Raw genomic sequence first — 17,328 nt, forward strand, 5'->3', positions numbered from 1 at the left:
GGGCGGGGTCGCCCGCGCAGGCGCAGTCGGCTCCGCCGGGGTGGCGGTGGGCGGCGGCCTTGACCGTGGCGGTGAGCGCGGGGAGGAGGGTCAACGGGGGCCTCGCGGGTCGGGGTGTGGGGGTGAGCGTACGACGGGCACCCGGTACGGGGGGCCGGGCGGGGGGGAGGTCGTTCGCCGCGCTCGTGGGGGTGTGGCTCCGCAGCTCCTTGAGGGGCCGTGCCGGCGGGCGGCTCCGCCGTGTGGGCGCGATCGGCCACGCCGGCGCCCACAGCCGGACACGCACGTGTCGCCGCCTCCGTGAACGGCGCAATGCCGGCGCAGCTCCCCAGCTGCGCCGGCATTTGTGCCGTCCGCCGCACCCCCGTCCCCACGGGGTTTCATGGATGGATGTCCCCGCCCGGACCGCTCTTCCGGGCCTGGGGTCGCCGCTCAGCGCCCCAGCATCGCACCCACGGACGACGCCTGTGTGGCCACCGTCTCCCAGCCGTCGAAGACGAGCAGGAGCAGGGCCGCCAGAGGAAGGGCCATGAGTGTCGCCACCAATGGGTGACGGCGACCCGTGCGGCGGGAGGCGAACGCCGTGCGTCGCGGTGCCGTGTGGGCCATGGTCCCTCTCCTGACCGTGTCGGTCGTTGTCGGAGCGGCGGGTGTCTGACCTCGGGGGACGAGTGCTGCACCCGCCGCTTGCCCTCAAATCTAGGCACGCGGCCCACGCCGGGCGTCATGCCCTCGTACCGATTGCCGGGCCTCCCGGAGGATGAGCCATGACCTGGGCCGTACTCCCCAGGGTGGAGACATGGGTGGAGGTCTCGGGGTCTTCCCTGAGGGGGCGGCCGCCGTATCCCGTCATTTCCGGAGCATCCGGGAACAGCGGGAGTGACTTCGATCACTCCGGCGAGGGGCCGGGGAGCGGCCGGGTCCGCTTCGCGGCCCGTCCGGTCACCGGTTCCCCGACCGCCGCACGGTATCCGTCGGGCGGGTGCGCGGACCCGCGCCACCTGGCCCCTTGCAGCTTCAACGACCCCGCGCCGTCTGCCGGTTGAGGGCGAGGACGGCTCAAAGGGGCCGTACGGCGCGGGTTCCTGACCGTGTTTCACATGGCATGGGCGGCCCGCACAATCCATTCGGCCCCGAGGGCGCGGCCTCTGCGCGCATGCGGCCGTGGAAACGTAAGCTGTGCCACGTCACAGGGACCGGGCAGCGGGGATGAACATGGCGATGATGCGCCTGAGGCGCGAGGACCCGCGCGTCGTCGGCTCGTTCAGGCTTCACCGACGGCTCGGCGCGGGCGGGATGGGTGTGGTCTACCTCGGCTCCGACAAGAAGGGGCAGCGGGTCGCCCTGAAGGTGATCCGGCCCGATCTGGCGGAGGATCAGGAATTCCGGTCCCGGTTCGCCCGTGAGGTCTCGGCGGCCCGGCGGATCAGGGGCGGCTGTACGGCCCGGCTGGTCGCGGCCGACCTGGAGGCCGAGCGGCCCTGGTTCGCCACCCAGTACGTGCCCGGGCCCTCCCTGCACGACAAGGTCGCTGACGAGGGTGCGCTCGGCGCGGCCGACGCGGCGGCGATCGGCGCGGCCCTGTCCGAGGGCCTGGTCGCCGTGCACGAAGCCGGGGTCGTGCACCGGGACCTGAAGCCCTCCAACATCCTGCTGTCCCCCAAGGGGCCGCGGATCATCGACTTCGGCATCGCCTGGGCCACCGGCGCCTCCACGCTCACCCACGTCGGCACGGCGGTCGGCTCCCCCGGCTTCCTCGCGCCCGAGCAGGTGCGCGGCGCGGCCGTCACCCCGGCGACGGACGTCTTCTCCCTCGGCGCGACCCTCGCCTACGCCTCCACCGGTGACTCGCCCTTCGGACACGGCAGTTCCGAGGTGATGCTGTACCGGGTGGTGCACGAGGAGCCGCATCTGCAGGGCGTACCGGACGCCCTCGCCCCGCTGGTCCGGGCCTGTCTGGCGAAGGACCCCGAGGAGCGGCCCAGCACCCTGCAGCTGTCGTTGCGGCTGAAGGAGATCGCCGCCCGTGAGGCGCAGGGTCTGGACGGCGTACGGCCGCCCGCGCCGCGCGCCGCGGAGGCCGACCGGCCCACGGGACGGCTCGTCGACACCTACCCCGAGCAGCAGCGCACCCAGCGGCGCACCTCCCCCGGTACACCGGTGCCGCGTGGTGGTGTGCCCTCCTCCCGGGGCGGCGCTGCGCCGTCGCGGGGCGGGGTCCCCTCGCGGGGCGGCAGCGGCGCGCGCGGTACGGGTGCGGGCTCGCGTCCGGGTGCGGCCCGTCCGACGCCGCCTCCCCGCGGCGGCGGCCCGCGCTCCGGCAGCGGGAGCCGTCCCGCCCCGCGCAACGGTTCCGGGCGGCCGGCGCAGCGAACGACGGGGACCGGGCGGCGGCCCGCCAACCCACGGCTGCTGCGTCAGCGGCTGTTCGTGTTCGTGGTGGTGACGCTGCTCGTGGCGCTGGGGATCGCGCTGGCACAGGGCTGTCAGGGCCCGGCGCGCGGACTCGGCGGCGACGGCGACGGCGCGGGACAGCGGCAGCTGGAGCGGCACGCCCAGCCGGACCACCGGCCGGTGGACGACGCCGAAAGCCCGACGTCGAACCGGTACGGAGCGGCGGTGGGCGGCGACGCCGGAAAGTGAGTCAGGGACGGCCGGTGGGACGGGAGGATCGTCAGGACTCCGGGCGGCCGGTGGCCACCGCGTAGAAGGCGACCGCCGCGGCCGCGCCCACGTTGAGCGAGTCGACGCCGTGGGACATCGGGATGCGGACCCATTCGTCGGCGGCGACCAGGGCCTGGGTGGACAGCCCGTCGCCCTCGGCGCCGAGCATCAGGGCGACCCGGTCCATCCGGTGCGGGGCGGCCTCGTCGAGGCTGCGGGCCTTGTCGTCCGGGGTGAGCGCGAGGAGCGTGAAACCGGCCTCGCGGACCGACTCCAGGCCCTTGGGCCAGGTGTCCAGGCGGGCGTACGGCACCGAGAACACCGCGCCCATCGAGACCTTGACGCTCCGGCGGTACAGCGGGTCGGCGCAGTCGGGCGACAGCAGGACCGCGTCCATGCCGAGGGCGGCCGCCGAGCGGAAGATCGCACCGATGTTGGTGTGGTCGTTGACCGACTCCATGACCACGACCCGGCGGGCCGAGCGCAGCAGTTCGGCGGCCGTCGGCAGTGGCTTGCGCTGCATGGAGGCGAGCGCGCCGCGGTGCACGTGGTAACCGGTGACCTGTTCGGCGAGTTCGGGGCTCACGGCGTAGACCGGGGCCGGGAGTTCGTCGATGACGTCACGCATGACGTCGATCCACTTGGCCGAGAGCAGCATGGACCGCATCTCGTAGCCGGCTTCCTTGGCCCGGCGGATGACCTTCTCGCCCTCGGCGATGAACAGGCCCTCGGCCGGCTCGCGCTTACGGCGCAGTTCGACGTCGGTCAGACCCGTGTAGTCGGCGAGACGGGGGTCGTCGGGATCCTCGACGGTGATGAGATCGGCCACAGGGTGATACTGCCTTGTCCTGGGTGTGGTGCCAACGGCTGGGAAGGGGTGCGTTACCCCGGGTTACGCGTGATCAAGCCACGGCCGGTCAGACGGCCGGCTCGGGGCCGACCTTCACGACCTCGCCGATGACGATGACCGCCGGGGGCTTCACGTCCTCGGCGCGTACCGTTTCGGCGACCGTGGCGAGGGTGGCGTCGACGCGGCGCTGCGCGGCCGTCGTCCCTTCCTGGACCAGGGCGACGGGGGTCTCGGGGGACTTGCCGTGCGCGACGAGCGTCTCGGCGATCTTCCCGATCTTGTCGACGCCCATCAGGATCACGAGCGTGCCGGTGAGCCTGGCCAGCGACGGCCAGTCGGCGAGGGAGCGCTCGTCGTCGGGGGCGACATGGCCGCTGACGACGGTGAACTCGTGGGCGACGCCCCGGTGCGTGACCGGGATGCCGGCCGCGCCGGGCACGGAGATCGAGCTGGAGATGCCGGGGACGACCGTGCACGGGATGCCGGCCTCGGCGAGCGCCTGGACCTCCTCCATGCCCCGTCCGAAGACGAACGGGTCGCCGCCCTTGAGCCGTACGACCGACTTGCCCTGCCTGGCGTGCTCGATCAGCGCGTTGTTGATGGCCTCCTGGGCCATGTAGCGGCCGTACGGGATCTTCGCCGCGTCGATCACCTCGACGTGCGGCGGGAGTTCGGCGAGCAGGTCGCGCGGGCCGAGCCGGTCGGCGATGACGACGTCGGCCTCGGCGAGGAGGCGACGCCCGCGGACCGTGATCAGGTCGGGGTCGCCGGGGCCGCCGCCGACCAGGGCGACGCCGGGGGTACGGGTGCGGTGGTGGGGCGCCACCAGGGTGCCGTCGCGCAGGCCTTCCACGACCGCGTCCCGGATGGCGGCGGTGTGGCGGGGGTCGCGGCCGCGCGCGTCCGTGGTGAGCACGGCGACGGTGACGCCCTCGCTGTGTCCGGTCGCCGGGGTCCAGGCGGTCGCACGGTCGGCGTCGTCGGAGCGGACGCACCAGACGCGGTTCCGCTCCGCTTCGGCGGAGGCGGCCGTGTTGGCGTCCGGGTCGCTGGTGGCGATGAGCGCGTACCAGGCCTCGGCGAGGTCGCCGTCCTCGTACCGGCGCCCGACCCAGCTGATCTCGCCCGCGTCCGCCATGGCCTCCACGGACGGGGTCGCCTCCGGGGAGACGAGGACGATGTCCGCGCCCGCCGCGATCAGGGCCGGGAGGCGGCGCTGGGCGACCTGGCCGCCGCCGAGGACGACCACGCGGCGGCCGGAGAGGCGGAGGCCTACGGGGTAGGCGGGGTGTTCGGCCATGAGGGGCGGCTCCTCGTGCAGCTGTGCGTGGGGGCCCGCTGCACCTTCGGAGCGGCCCTGACGTGCGATTTTAGCGGTGTGCTGGACAGAGGGCACGGGGTGGTCCGGCAGCTGACCACCGGACCACCCCGTGCCGTGACGCCTACTTCTCGGTGACCCCCGCCGAATCGAACGTCGCCACCTCGTGCATCGCCCTCGCCGTGCTCTGGACCAGGGGAAGCGCCAGCAGGGCGCCCGTGCCCTCGCCGAGGCGGAGGTCCAGGTCGACCAGGGGGCGCAGGCCCAGCTTGTTCAGGGCCGCCACGTGGCCGGGCTCGGCGCTGCGGTGGCCCGCGATGCAGGCCGCGAGGACCTCGGGGGCGATGGCGCGGGCCACGAGGGCCGCGGCGCCGGCGCTGACGCCGTCCAGGATCACCGGCGTACGCAGGGAGGCGCCGCCGAGGAGCAGACCGACCATGGCCGCGTGCTCGAAGCCGCCGATGGCCGCGAGGACGCCGAGCGGGTCGGCCGGGTCCGGCTGGTGGAGGTCCAGGGCACGGCGGACGACCTCGGTCTTGCGGGCCAGGGTCTCGTCGTTGATGCCCGTGCCACGGCCGGTGACCTCGGCCGGGTCGGCGCCGGTGTAGACGGAGATCAGCGCGGCGGACGCGGTCGTGTTGGCGATGCCCATCTCGCCGGTGAGCAGCGCCTTGTTACCGGCCGCCACCAGGTCCCGGGCGGTCTCGATGCCCACCTCGATGGCCGCCTTGGCCTCCTCGCGGGTCATCGCGGGGCCGGTGGTCATGTCGGACGTACCGCCCCGGATCTTGCGGGGCAGCAGGCCGGGCGTGGCCGGCAGGTCGGCGGCGACGCCGACGTCCACGACACACACCTCGGCTCCGACCTGGGCGGCGAAGGCGTTGCAGACCGCTCCCCCGCCCAGGAAGTTGGCCACCATCTGGGCGGTGACCTCCTGCGGCCAGGGGGTGACGCCCTGGGCGTGCACGCCGTGGTCGCCCGCGAAGATGGCGACGGCGGCGGGCTCCGGGATCGGCGGCGGGCACTGCCGGGACAGCCCGGACAGCTGCGCGGAGATGATCTCCAGCATGCCGAGCGCGCCGGCCGGCTTGGTCATCCGCTTCTGACGTTCCCAGGCCTCACCGAGGGCCTTGGCGTCGAGCGGGCGGATCTGTGCGACGGTCTCGGCAAGCAGGTCGTGGGGTTCCTCTCCGGGCAGGGCGCGGCGGCCGTACGTCTCCTCGTGCACCACCCAGGACAGCGGGCGCCGCTTGGACCAGCCGGCCTGCATCAGCTCGGGCTCGTCCGGGAACTCGTCGACGTACCCGACGCACAGGTAGGCGACGACCTCCAGATGTTCGGGCAGGCCGAGCGTGCGGACCATCTCCCGCTCGTCGAAGAAGCTGACCCAGCCGACGCCGAGGCCTTCGGCGCGGGCGGCGAGCCAGAGGTTCTCCACCGCGAGCGCCGAGGAGTAGGGCGCCATCTGCGGCTGAGTGTGACGGCCGAGGGTGTGACGGCCGCCGCGGGTGGGGTCGGCGGTGACGACGATGTTGACCGGGGTGTCGAGGATGGCCTCGATCTTCAGTTCCTTGAACTGCTTGGCCCGGCCCTTGGGCAGCGACTTGGCGTAGGCGTCGCGCTGCCGCATCGCCAGTTCGTGCATGGTCCGCCGGGTCTCGGCGGACCGGATGACGACGAAGTCCCAGGGCTGCGAGTGGCCCACGGAGGGCGCCGTGTGGGCCGCCTCCAGGACGCGCAGCAGCACCTCGTGCGGGATGGGGTCGCCGCGGAAGCCGTTGCGGATGTCGCGGCGTTCGCGCATCACCTTCAGGACGGCCTCGCGCTCGGCGTCGTCGTAACCGGGCGCGGCCGGGCCGGTGGACTGGCGTGCCTCTGCCACTGCGGCCGCGCTCTCTTCTTCCTGGTCGGCGGCCCTGGTCTGCAGGTCCTCCGCGTGCTGTACGACATCGGGGGCGTGCCCGGCGTCGGGCGCCGCCGGTACGGGGCGCTGCTCCCCGTCGCGCGGCGCGGGCACCGTGACCACCGGCTGCTGTGCCTCCTCCACGGGGAGGACCAGCGGCTGCGGCGGGGTGGGCGCCAGGTGCGGGGTGGTGGGCACCTGCCCCTCGACCGGCACGAACTGTCCGAGCGGCTGCTCCGTCCGCGACTCCGACGGCACGGTGGAGGACAGCGGCTCGACCGGCTCGGCGGGGGCCGACGGGTCGGTGGTCTCCGGGTGCGCGGCGGCACCGTCGGCAAGGGCGGCCGGCGCGGGTCCGGGGGCGGCCGGCGCGGGTGCGATGGAGTCCTGTGCAGCGGCGACGACCTCGTGGGCGGCGTCCTGGGCGACCGGTTCGGGCTGGGCCTGCGGCTGCGGCTCGACGGCCAGGGCCTCGTGCACCACGGGTTCGGCCAGCTGGGGGCCCTGGGCCAGGTAGGGCTGCGGCTCGGGCTCCGCGTGGGCGGCGGCGAGCACGGTCGGTACGGCCGCCTCGGCTTCCGCCACCTGCGGCGCGGGCGCCACCGGCTGCTCGGGCGCCACCGGCTGCTCGGGCGCCACCGGCTGCTCGGGCGCCACCGGCTGCTCGGGCGCCGGTACGGCGTCGGCCGCGGGCGCGGGCTGGGCGTCGGCCGCGCCGGGCCGCGGCTCCGCGACGGCGGGGGTGTTCGGTTCGGGCTGCTGCGCCGGGGCGACGGCCGGCACCTGCGCGGCGGGAACGGCGACCGGGATCTCGGCGACCGGGGCGGCCTGCGGCTCTTCGTTCTGCTCGGGCGCCTCGGCCTGCGCAACCGCGTCGGACGGCTGCGCGGGCTCGGCGCCCTCGGCGACCTGGACCTCCTCGGGCGCCTGGTCCGGCACGGCCTCGACCGGAACCGCCGGGACCTCAGCCTCCGGGGCCTCCGCCTGCGGGGCCTCCGCCTGCGGGACGGCGGCCTGTTCGGCGGGGGCCTGTTCGGCGGGGGCCGTCAGCGGCATGTCCTGTGCGGCAGTGGCGGCGTCGCCCGGGCCCTGCACGACCGGAACGGCCTCGGCCGTCGGCTGCGCGGGCTCCGCGTTCTCAGGAGCCACGATGGCGCTCTCGGCAGGCGGGGCGGCATCCGTCACCGGCTGAACGACCGCCGGAGCCTCGTACACCCCGTCGTGACCGGCCGCGGGCTGCACACCGTCATGGCCATGGACCACGGGTGCGGCGACGGGCATCTCCCCGCCCGCCTGCGTCGCGAGCCGGGCGACGGCGGCCTGGGCGGCGCCGGACGCGTCGGCCTGCTCGGCGCCGCCGTCCGCGCCGACCGCAGCGACCACGGCAACCGGTACGTCCGCAGGGACCTGGGCCGCGACCGGGGCCACGACGTCCACCGTGACCTGATCCTCCGCCACGACCGGCGTCTCCACCGGAGCCTGAGCCTCCACCACGGCCGGGGCCTCCACCGCGACCGCTGTCTCCGTCGCGACCGCCGTCCCCGTCGCGACCACCGCCGGGTCAACCGTTTCCGCAGCCGCCGCCGGTGCGCCGGCCTGGGCCACCGCCGCCGGGTCCGGGGCGGGCGTGGTTCCCCAGGGAGCCGCGCTCTGCGGGGCCATGTCGCGCAGCGGCTGGGCGTCGAGGTACTCGGGGCCGGGCGTCGGCAGGCCGGGCTGGCGTACCGGTGCGCCGGCCGGGCCGCGGTCGGCGAGGGAGCGGACCGGGCTGGCGGAGGCGTCCGGGATCGGCGGGCCGAGGTGCAGCGGACGGCGCGGCGGCTGTGCCGCGGCGTGCTGCTCCTGCGGGCCGGGGGACGGCGGCACGGACGCCAGGGCCGGGTTCGGCAGGCGGACGCCGCTGAGGTCGACGGAGCCGCTGTCGCGGCCGGCCGTCTCGTGCGGGCCCGGCTCGTGGACGGCCTCGACGACCGGCTCCGGGGCGGGCGGTGGCACCTCGTTGCCCCACGCACCCTGGGCGCCGGGCAGCAGCAGGTCTTCGTCCTCGGCGGGTGTCTCGGAGAGGTAGGTGTACGCACCGTGCGCGGCAACGCCCGGCTGCTCCACCATGCCTGCGCTCTCCGGCTGTCCCTCGCCCGGGATCTGGCCGGTGTCGGTCATGCGTACCCCTCGCCCATCGGTTAGTGCTCCTACGACCAGCTCACGCGGAACGGCGCACCGACCGCTCCGCTGTGAAGAACGAGCGTCCGTGCCCAGCGGCACGAACGACCCGCCGGAAAAGGCGACAAAGCCATTCAGTGGCATTGTCCCGGCCGTTCCGCCGTCGCGACAGCATGATCCGCGACAGCCCGCTGTGGACTGCGCCACGTTGCGCGTCCTCCGGTTTCGCAGTACCACACCCACCCCAAAACGGGCGTGCTTTCCGGACATTGGCGAACGAAGTTCCGGGCCGCCCGGTGCGGTACAACGATCGGCCAGCCTACCGCGCGCAGTACGACAACAGGATCACGGGGCGCGATCCGGGAGAACGCCACTGAGCAGGAACGCGACGCTCCGCTCGGTCTCGGTCCAGGCGCGCGTGTCGAGCGCGACGGACTGGAGCAGGGCGCACTCGACCCGGTAGCCGTGCTCGGTCAGGTCACGGCCGACGAGTTCGGCCGCGTCGCGGGTCGCCGCGTGGGTGACGATGCGCTGCGGGCGCCGGTCGGCGACCGCGGAGACGACGGCCGCTCCCCCGCCGCCGACCCGTACGACGTCGGGCTCGGGCAGGTTCTCCAGGACGTGCGGGGCGGTGCCCTGCACCACCTGGAGCAGTACGCCGGTGCCGCGCGCGGCGGCCTCGGTGCGGGCGCAGGCCCGTGGGTCGCGGTCGACGGCGATGACGGCCGCCCCGGCGCGCGCGGCCTCGACGGCGAACGCGCCGGAGCCGCAGCCGATGTCCCAGACGAGGTCGCCGACCCTGGGCCCGAGCCGGGCCAGTTGGGCGGCGCGCAGCAGTTCCGTCTCGCCCTCGCCGAGGCCGCCGCCGTAGGACTCGTCGGGCTGCACCCAGCCGCGCGGGCCGGTGCCCGGATCGCGTCCGGCGATCCAGCCGCCGCCCTCCGCCGCCGCGCCCGGCCCGGCGGACCCCCCGATGACGATGACGACGTTGGGGTCGCGCCAGCTGTGGTCGGCGGCCTTGTCGGAGGTGACGACGCTGACCTGCTCGCGTTCGGTGCCGAGTTCCTCGCAGATGACGAACGTGCGGTGGACGCCGTCCAGCAGCAGGCCGAGTTCGGCGGGGCCGGCGCCGGGCGAGGTGAGGACGGCGACCTTGGTGTGGGCACGGCAGACGTTCACGGCGCGGCGCAGGGTACGCCGGTGGGCGACGACCACCTGGGCGTCGTCCCAGGGCATGCCCGCGCGTGCGAAGGCGGCGGCGACGGAGGAGACGGCGGGGACGACCTCGACCTCCAGGCCGTACTCCGGGGCGCGCAGGGTGCGGACGACGCCGAAGAAGCCGGGGTCGCCGTCGGCGAACACGACGGCGGTGCCACGATGCGCGGCGATACGGCGGGCGGCGAGCGCGACGCTGCCCAGGCGGACACGTTCGGCTTGCGGCGGGACCTCGGGCAGTGCCAGATGGTGGGCCGCGCCCGCCACGAGCGTGGCGGCGCCGAGGGCGGCGCGTGCCGCGGCGGTCAGCGGCGAGCCGTCCCAGCCGATCACCGTCACCCGGTCGGCCATCGTCGTCAGTCTCCAGGTTTTCGCAGGTCGTCAGGGGTACGGGCCCGTAGGCGGGCTCCGTGAGAGTACCCGGTGGAGCTGTCGGACGCGCGCGGGGGCGAAACCCGCCCTCCCCTGGGCCTCAGTTCCAGTCGGAGTACGACGTGAAACCGCCGGTGTCGGCTAGCTCCTCGTCGGCGCCCTCGAGGTCCTCCGGGAGGAGGCTCCACACGATGTAGTCGGAGCGCACCTCGGTCCAGGTGCCGTCCTCGGCGCGGTGGCGGACTATGCAGGCGTTGCGCAGGACGCCCTCGCTGATGCAGCCGATCTTCTGGGCGACCTGCTGGGAGGCGGTGTTGTCGGCGGCGGTGCGCAGCTCGACGCGCTCGAACTTCTGGTCGCCGAAGAGCCAGTGCGCGGTGGCGAGCGCGGCCTCGCAGGCGTAGCCCTCGCCACGGGCCCAGGGGGCGATGATGTACGACATCTCGGTGGCCCTCACGTGCCAGTTGGTCCTGGCCAGCTGGACGACGCCGACCAGGCGCTGGGTGAGGAACTCGGTGACGGCGAGGTCGAGGCCGCGGCCCGCGATGCGCTCGGCGAGGGCGTCGTGGGTGATCCAGCGGCGGGCGTGCGCCTCGTTGTAGGGCTGCGGGACGCCGGTCCAGGCGCCGACCTGCTCGTCGTTCATCATCTCGGCCAGGGCGGGCACGTCGTCCTCGTCGAGGGGACGCAGCACCAACCGCTCCGTGCTGATGGAGATGTTGGGGAAGGTGCTAGTCATGCGCCGCTCCGTAACCTTCGGAAGTGCTTGAGAGACCGTCAGGACCGTCACAGGGCCCGCTGAACTGCCCAGCATGCAGCATGAAACCACTGAACCGCACGACGGGGTCCACTCCCCGAGCGGTGCGGGAGCGGACCCCGTGCGGGACACGAGGGCCGTGGACGAGCCGTCAGCTCTGGGTCACCGGCAGGACGGACCCCTGGTACTTGTCCTGGATGAACGCGCGCACCTCGGGCGAGACGAGCAGCTGGGCGAGCTTGCGCACCCGTGGATCGTTCTCGTGGCCGCGTCTGACGGCGAGGAGGTTGGCGTAGGGGTTGTTCTTCGCCGACTCCACGAGGATGGCGTCCTTGGTGAGGCTGAGGCCCGCGTCCTGGGCGTAGTTGTTGTTGATGACGGCCGCGTCCACGTCGTCGAGCGAGCGCGGCAACTGGGCGGCCTCCAGCTCCTTGAACTTCAGGTGCCGGGGGTTGGACGTGACGTCCGCGGGGGACGCGTCGGTGCCGGCGCCCGCCTTCAGGCCGATCACGCCCGAGGCGGCCAGGAGCGTGAGCGCGCGGCCCTCGTTGGTGGTGTCACCCGGCACGGCGACGGTGGCTCCGTCGGCGAGCCCGGTGACGCCCTCGACCTTGCGGGAGTAGACGCCCATGGGCGGCAGATAGGGCTTGACGACCGAGACCAGGTCCGTGCCCCTGGACTTGTTGAAGTCGTCCAGGTACGGCTGGTTCTGGTAGAGGTTCGCGTCGAGCGATCCCTCCTGGAGAGCGGTGTTCGGCAGGACGTAGTCCGTGAACTCCTTGATCTCCAGCTTCAGTCCGGCCCGGGCGGCGAGGTGGTCCTTGACGTAGGCGAGCACCTCGCCGGCCGGGACGGCGGTGGCGCCGACGACGAGGGTGCCGTCCTTGCCACCGCCCTTGCCCCAGTCCGGGCCCGAGCCGCAGGCGGTGAGGCCGAGGCCGAGTGCCACGGCGGCGGCCGCCGCGGCGATGACCGGCTTGCGCATCGGTTCAGTCCCCCCCCTGTTCTCTTCCCGGATCTCGTCCCTGCGGCTCAGAAGGACGGGATGACCGAGCCCTGGTACTTGTCCTCGATGAACTTCTTGACCTCGGGCGAGGTGAGGAGCTTGGCGAGCTTCTTGACCCGCGGGTCCTTCTCGTTGCCCTTCTTCACGGCGAGGAAGTTGCCGTAGGGGTTGTTCTTCGCGGACTCCAGGACGAGCGCGTCCTTGGCGGGCTTCAGGCCGGCGGAGATGGCGTAGTTGCCGTTCACGACGGCGGCGTCCACGTCGTCCAGGGAGCGCGGGGTCTGGGCCGCCTCGACCTCCTTGAACTGGAGGTGCTTGGGGTTCTTGGCGATGTCCTGCGGGGTGGCCTCGTTGCCGACGCCGCCCTTGAGCGTGATGAGCCCGTTGTCGGCGAGCAGCTTCAGGGCGCGGCCCTCGTTGACGGCGTCGTTCGGGACCGCGATGGTCGCACCGCTCTTCAGCGCGTCGGCCTTCTTGACCTTGTGGGAGTACAGGCCGAGCGGCTCCAGGTGCACCGTGACGACGGGCACGATGTGGGTGCCGCGCTTCTTGTTGAAGTCGTCCAGGTACGGCTGGTTCTGGAAGTAGTTGGCCCCGACGGAGCCGTCCTCGGTCGCCGTGTTCGGCGTGATGTAGTCGGTGAACTCCTTGACCTCGAGGTCGAGGCCCGCCTTCTTCGCGAGGTTCTTCTTGACGAAGTCGAGGATCTCGGCGTGCGGGGTCGGGCTCGCGGCGACGACCAGCGGACCGCTGTAGTCGGCGGCGGCGGAGGACTTGCCGGAGCCGCAGGCGGTGAGCCCGAAGGTGAGGGCTCCGGCGGCGAGGACGGCGGTGGTGAGCTTGGCGGTGTTACGCACGAAAAGTGCCTTTCCTTATGGGTGGTGCGACCCCGTTGTACGGGGCGTCTGTGGGCGTGCTTACGCGACCTTGCCGACCTCGGCCGTCGCCGGCTCCTCGGCCTTGAGCAGGCGGAGCCTCGGCGCGGGGCCGGAGCGGGCGCCGCGGCTGTGCAGCGAGCGGGCCGCGAAGTCGCCGGCGAACTGGATGAGGGAGATGGCGACGGCGAGGATCGCGACGGTGATCCACATCATCTGGGTCTCGAAGCGCTGGTAGCCGTAGCGGACGGCGAGGTCGCCGAGGCCGCCGCCGCCGACCGTGCCGGCCATGGCGGAGTAGCCGATGAGGGCGATGATCGTGGTGGTGGTGCTGGCGATCAGCGAGGGCAGGGCCTCGGGGACGAGGACCTTGCGGACGATCGTCCAGGTGTTGCCGCCCATGGACTGCACGGCCTCGACCAGACCGTGGTCCACCTCGCGGACGGCCGTCTCGACGAGCCGGGCGAAGAACGGGATGCCGCCGATGGCGAGCGGCACGATCGCGGCGGTCGTACCGATCGTCGTGCCGGTGACCCAGCGGGTGAAGCTCATCAGCGCGACCATCAGGATGATGAACGGCATGGACCGGCCGACGTTCACGATCTGGCCGATCACCTTGTTGGCGACGACGTTCTGCAGCAGGCCGCCCCGGTCCGTGAGGACGAGGAGGATGCCGAGCGGAAGGCCGACGGCTACGGCGATCAGGGTGGACCAGGCCACCATCGTGAACGTGTCGCTACACGCCTGGGACAGCAGCGGCTGCATCTCGGACCAGGTCACTTGGCACCATCCTTCACCAGCAGGGTCTCCTGGCCCTCGTGGCCGACGACATCGATCTGCAGGCCCTGCTCGCGCAGGAACCCGATCGGCACCACGTTCTCCTCGTAGCGGCCGGGCAGTTCGATGCGCATGCGGCCGATCTGGAGGCCGCCGACGGTGTCGATGGCGGCGCCGAGGATCGAGATGTCGACGTTGTAGGTGCGCGAGAGCTGGGAGATGACCGGCTGGGTGGCGGCCTCGCCGTGGAAGGTGACGTCGACGACGGTCCGGTCGGCGCCGGTGCGCTCGCCGCTCACCGGGAACAGCGCGGCGGCCAGCTCGGAGCCCGGGGTGGCCAGCAGCTCGCTGACGGTGCCGTGCTCCACGATCCGGCCCTTCTCCATGAGGGCGGCGGAGTCGCAGATCGACTTCACGACGTCCATCTCGTGGGTGATGAGCAGGACGGTCAGGCCCAACTGCCGGTTCAGGTCGCGCAGCAGCTGGAGGATGGAGCGGGTGGTCTCCGGGTCGAGGGCACTGGTGGCCTCGTCGGAGAGCAGGACCTTGGGGTCGCCGGCGAGGGCGCGGGCGATGCCGACGCGCTGCTTCTGACCGCCGGAGAGCTGGGCGGGGTGGGCCTTGGCCTTGTCGGCGAGGCCGACCAGGTCGAGGAGTTCGAGCGCCTTGCGGGAGCGTTCCCTGCCCGAGGTGCCGAGGATCTCCAGCGGCAGCTCGACGTTGTCCTGCACGGTGCGCGAGGACAGCAGGTTGAAGTGCTGGAAGACCATGCCGATCCGGCTGCGCGCCCGGCGCAGTTCGCGGCCGGCGCGCGGGCCGCGGCCGGCCAGGGCGGTGAGGTCCGCTCCGGCGACGGTCACGGTGCCGGAGGTGGGGCGCTCCAGCAGGTTGACACAGCGGATCAGGGAGGACTTGCCGGCGCCGGACTGGCCGATGACGCCGTAGACCTCGCCTTCGCGGACATGGAGATCGACGCCGTCGAGGGCGGTGACCTCACGGCCGCGGGAGCGGTAGACCTTGGTCAGGCCCGAGGTGGTGATCACAGGATTTCCGTCACTGTCGAGTGCGCGGGCGTGGGTGTGCCCGGGCACGGGTGCATGCGGTTCAGGCATGGGGAACGGCGTTGCGTCTCGTACGGCTACGGCGCACGGACATGCCACGGCTCTCGCTTCGGGGCGCGAGGCTCAGCTGATGCGGGGGCCCTCTAGAAGGCGCACATTCGACACATCAGGGGACACATGCAACGAACACCGGGCGTCAGGGTCGCCTCGGTCGCAAGGGTGCGGCTGCTCGTCGTGGTCATGCGGCAAGTAAAGCAGACGGACGGTCCTGACCGTCGGCCGCTGTCCGGATGCTGGACAGCGGCGGACAGCGCCGACCGGATGCTCAGCGGCGGACGGAGATCTCCACGCCCGCGTCGGTGACCAGTGCGGACAGGGCGGAGAGGTCCTCCACCACCAGGTCGGCGTCCAGCTCCTCGGCCCGGTGGGTTGTGGCCAACGCCACGGTGGTCATTCCGGCGGCGCGCCCCGCCTGGAGTCCGGCCGGGGCGTCCTCGAAGACGACGCAGCGGGCCGGGTCGACGCCGAGCCTCCGGGCGGCGAGGAGGTAGGGCTCGGGGTCGGGCTTGCCGCGCGTGATGTCGTCGGCGGCGATCAGCGTCTTGGGCAGGATGCCGACGGCGTCCAGCCGGGCCTCGGCCAGGCGCCGGGTGGCGGAGGTGACGACGGCCCAGCGCTCGGCGGGCAGCGCGTCCAGGAAGTCGCGCGTGCCGGGCAGCAGCCACACACCCCCGTGCGGCACGTCCTCCACCTCCAGCTGCTCGACGCGTGCGACCGCCTCGGGCACGACGTGGGCGGGCAGCAGGTCGGCGACTATCTCGGCGGCGGGCCGCCCGTGCAGCTCCACGCGCCCGAACGCCTCGGCCGTGATCCCGTACTCCCGGGCCCAGCGGGTCCAGCAGCGCTCGACGGAGCCGAGGGAGGAGACGAGGGTGCCGTCGTTGTCGAAGAGGAGGGCCTGTGCGTGGATCGTCATGGTCTAGACCCTACGGCGTACGACGGCGGCGGCGTCGGGGGGCCGTTCCGGCCGTGACCACGGCCGTAATAAGGTCTCCGCATGCTCAATGCCCTGACGCTGGTGACCGGTGTCGCCGCGCTGTTGCTCGCCGCCTGGTGCGGCTGGGCCGCCTATCGCGACCAGCCGACCAAGGACTGGCACTTCATCGGCATGGCCGCGGTCTCGCTGCTGGGCGTGATCCAGCTGGTGATCGGGATCGTGCAGCTGGCGCGGGGCGAGAAGCCGGATCAGGGTACGACGATCTTCGTGGCGTATCTGCTGGGAGCGTTCGCGTGCGTGCCGGCGGCGGGGATGATGTCGCTGGCCGAGCGGAGCCGCTGGGGTTCGGTGACGGCGGCCGCCGGCGGTGTGGTGCTGGCCGTGCTGGAGGTGCGGCTCTATGACATCTGGGGAGGCTGACGTGACGACGGCGCAGGAGAAGCCGGCCCGGTTGATCAGCGGGCCGGGCATGCTGCTCGTCTGGTTCTACGGCGTGATGGTGGTCGGCGCGGTGTCGCGTTCCGCATACCAGATCGCCACGGATTTCCACCGGGCCCCGCTCGCGTACTCGCTGTCGGCCGTGGCCGGTGTCGTGTACGGGTTCATCACGTACACGCTGGTCCGGGGCGGGGAGACGGCCCGGCGGGCGGCCATGGTGTGCTGCGCCGCCGAGCTCGCGGGTGTGCTGATCGTCGGCACCTGGACGCTGGTCGACCGTTCCGCCTTCCCGGACGCCACGGTCTGGTCCGACTACGGGATGGGATACGTCTTCATTCCCGTGCTGCTGCCGCTGTCCGCGCTGTACTGGTTGCGCAAGGCGCGGGAACAGCGGGACGTCTGAGCGACGCCGGCGCCTGCCGTCTCACGCCGTCTGCGCGTACGTCCCCGCCTGCTTCTCCAGGACGATCAGCTCCACGCCGTCCTCGCCCTTGGAGCGGCCGACCGTCTCGTAGCCGGAGCGGCGGTACAGGCGGAGGTTGCCCTCGCTGCGGTGGCCGGTGAGGAGGCGGAACCTTTTGGCGCCGCGCTCCTCGGCGAGCGCCGCCTCGGCCGCGCGCAGCAGCCGCGCGCCGATGCCGTGGCCCTGCAGGCGCGGGTGGACGCAGAGCTTGCCGATGGCGGCCGCGCCGTCCTCGGTGACCTTGCCGCGCACCGAGCCGACGACCTCCTCGCCGAGCCGGGCGACGAAGACGCAGTCGGAGGCGACTTCCGCACGGACGGAGTCCAGAGTCTGCACCAGCGGGTCGATGCGGTAGTTGCCGTACAGCGCCGCCTCGCTCTGGAAGCACAGGTACTGGAGCCTGAAGATCTGCTCCGCGTCCTGCTCGGTCGCCACCGAGATGGTCACGCTCATGCCCATGTGCGCACGCCTC

The 17,328-nt window shown here is 73.0% G+C and carries 15 protein-coding genes; 3 read left to right on the plus strand and 12 right to left on the minus strand.

From position 1 onward, the window contains the following. Window positions 1–432: 432 nt before the first annotated feature. Window positions 433–609: a hypothetical protein gene (locus ADK64_RS46635; RefSeq protein ID WP_199829600.1), complete on the minus strand. Its 177-nt coding sequence runs from the start codon at window positions 607–609 to the stop codon at window positions 433–435. 600 nt (window positions 610–1,209) lie between these two features. On the opposite strand from ADK64_RS46635, the gene ADK64_RS13450 reads away from it, so the two are divergent. Continuing rightward, window positions 1,210–2,643 carry a serine/threonine-protein kinase gene (locus ADK64_RS13450; protein ID WP_053658502.1) on the plus strand — a complete coding sequence of 478 codons (1,434 nt, stop codon included), beginning with the start codon at window positions 1,210–1,212 and terminating at the stop codon, window positions 2,641–2,643. Between the two features lie 31 nt (window positions 2,644–2,674). Here ADK64_RS13450 and ADK64_RS13455 read toward each other — a convergent pair whose 3' ends face one another. The 10 genes from ADK64_RS13455 to ADK64_RS13500 form a co-directional block, all read right to left on the minus strand. Then, window positions 2,675–3,493 carry a TrmH family RNA methyltransferase gene (locus tag ADK64_RS13455; protein WP_053658504.1) on the minus strand — a complete coding sequence of 273 codons (819 nt, stop codon included), beginning with the start codon at window positions 3,491–3,493 and terminating at the stop codon, window positions 2,675–2,677. Window positions 3,494–3,581: 88 nt separating this feature from the next. Then, the gene (gene cobA, locus ADK64_RS13460; RefSeq protein WP_053658506.1) at window positions 3,582–4,814 is read right to left on the minus strand and encodes a uroporphyrinogen-III C-methyltransferase; all 1,233 of its coding nucleotides are present in this window, start codon (window positions 4,812–4,814) and stop codon (window positions 3,582–3,584) included. A gap of 142 nt (window positions 4,815–4,956) precedes the next feature. Beyond that, window positions 4,957–8,895: a nicotinate-nucleotide--dimethylbenzimidazole phosphoribosyltransferase gene (gene cobT, locus ADK64_RS13465; RefSeq protein ID WP_053658508.1), complete on the minus strand. Its 3,939-nt coding sequence runs from the start codon at window positions 8,893–8,895 to the stop codon at window positions 4,957–4,959. Between the two features lie 345 nt (window positions 8,896–9,240). Then, window positions 9,241–10,461 (minus strand): precorrin-6y C5,15-methyltransferase (decarboxylating) subunit CbiE, encoded by a 1,221-nt coding sequence (gene cbiE / locus ADK64_RS13470; RefSeq protein WP_053658510.1) that lies wholly within the window; start codon window positions 10,459–10,461, stop codon window positions 9,241–9,243. 121 nt (window positions 10,462–10,582) lie between these two features. Beyond that, window positions 10,583–11,221 carry a GNAT family N-acetyltransferase gene (locus ADK64_RS13475; RefSeq protein WP_053658512.1) on the minus strand — a complete coding sequence of 213 codons (639 nt, stop codon included), beginning with the start codon at window positions 11,219–11,221 and terminating at the stop codon, window positions 10,583–10,585. A 169-nt stretch (window positions 11,222–11,390) separates the two neighbouring features. Then, entirely contained in the window at window positions 11,391–12,224 is an 834-nt protein-coding gene (locus ADK64_RS13480) for a MetQ/NlpA family ABC transporter substrate-binding protein (RefSeq protein WP_053658514.1), read from the minus strand. 47 nt (window positions 12,225–12,271) lie between these two features. Further along, window positions 12,272–13,102 (minus strand): MetQ/NlpA family ABC transporter substrate-binding protein, encoded by an 831-nt coding sequence (locus ADK64_RS13485; RefSeq protein ID WP_053658516.1) that lies wholly within the window; start codon window positions 13,100–13,102, stop codon window positions 12,272–12,274. Window positions 13,103–13,162: 60 nt separating this feature from the next. Next, window positions 13,163–13,900, minus strand: coding sequence for a methionine ABC transporter permease (locus ADK64_RS13490; protein WP_053658518.1), 738 nt, complete (start codon window positions 13,898–13,900; stop codon window positions 13,163–13,165). Continuing rightward, the gene (locus ADK64_RS13495; RefSeq protein ID WP_053658521.1) at window positions 13,897–14,940 is read right to left on the minus strand and encodes a methionine ABC transporter ATP-binding protein; all 1,044 of its coding nucleotides are present in this window, start codon (window positions 14,938–14,940) and stop codon (window positions 13,897–13,899) included. The genes ADK64_RS13490 and ADK64_RS13495 overlap by 4 nt, the downstream gene beginning before the upstream one ends. Before the next feature lie 343 nt (window positions 14,941–15,283). Next, window positions 15,284–15,934: an HAD family hydrolase gene (locus tag ADK64_RS13500; RefSeq protein ID WP_053658522.1), complete on the minus strand. Its 651-nt coding sequence runs from the start codon at window positions 15,932–15,934 to the stop codon at window positions 15,284–15,286. A gap of 81 nt (window positions 15,935–16,015) precedes the next feature. Here ADK64_RS13500 and ADK64_RS13505 point away from each other — a divergent pair, with 81 nt between their 5' ends. Next, entirely contained in the window at window positions 16,016–16,375 is a 360-nt protein-coding gene (locus ADK64_RS13505; RefSeq protein WP_053658525.1) for a hypothetical protein, read from the plus strand. Between the two features lies 1 nt (window position 16,376). After that, complete coding sequence (locus ADK64_RS13510; protein WP_053658527.1) at window positions 16,377–16,796, plus strand: hypothetical protein; 420 nt, start codon at window positions 16,377–16,379, stop codon at window positions 16,794–16,796. A gap of 21 nt (window positions 16,797–16,817) precedes the next feature. Here ADK64_RS13510 and ADK64_RS13515 read toward each other — a convergent pair whose 3' ends face one another. Beyond that, window positions 16,818–17,315, minus strand: coding sequence for a GNAT family N-acetyltransferase (locus tag ADK64_RS13515; protein ID WP_053658529.1), 498 nt, complete (start codon window positions 17,313–17,315; stop codon window positions 16,818–16,820). Between the last annotated feature and the right edge of the window lie 13 nt (window positions 17,316–17,328).

Origin of the sequence: Streptomyces sp. MMG1121 (assembly GCF_001280015.1) — a bacterium.
In the GTDB taxonomy this organism is placed as follows: domain Bacteria; phylum Actinomycetota; class Actinomycetes; order Streptomycetales; family Streptomycetaceae; genus Streptomyces.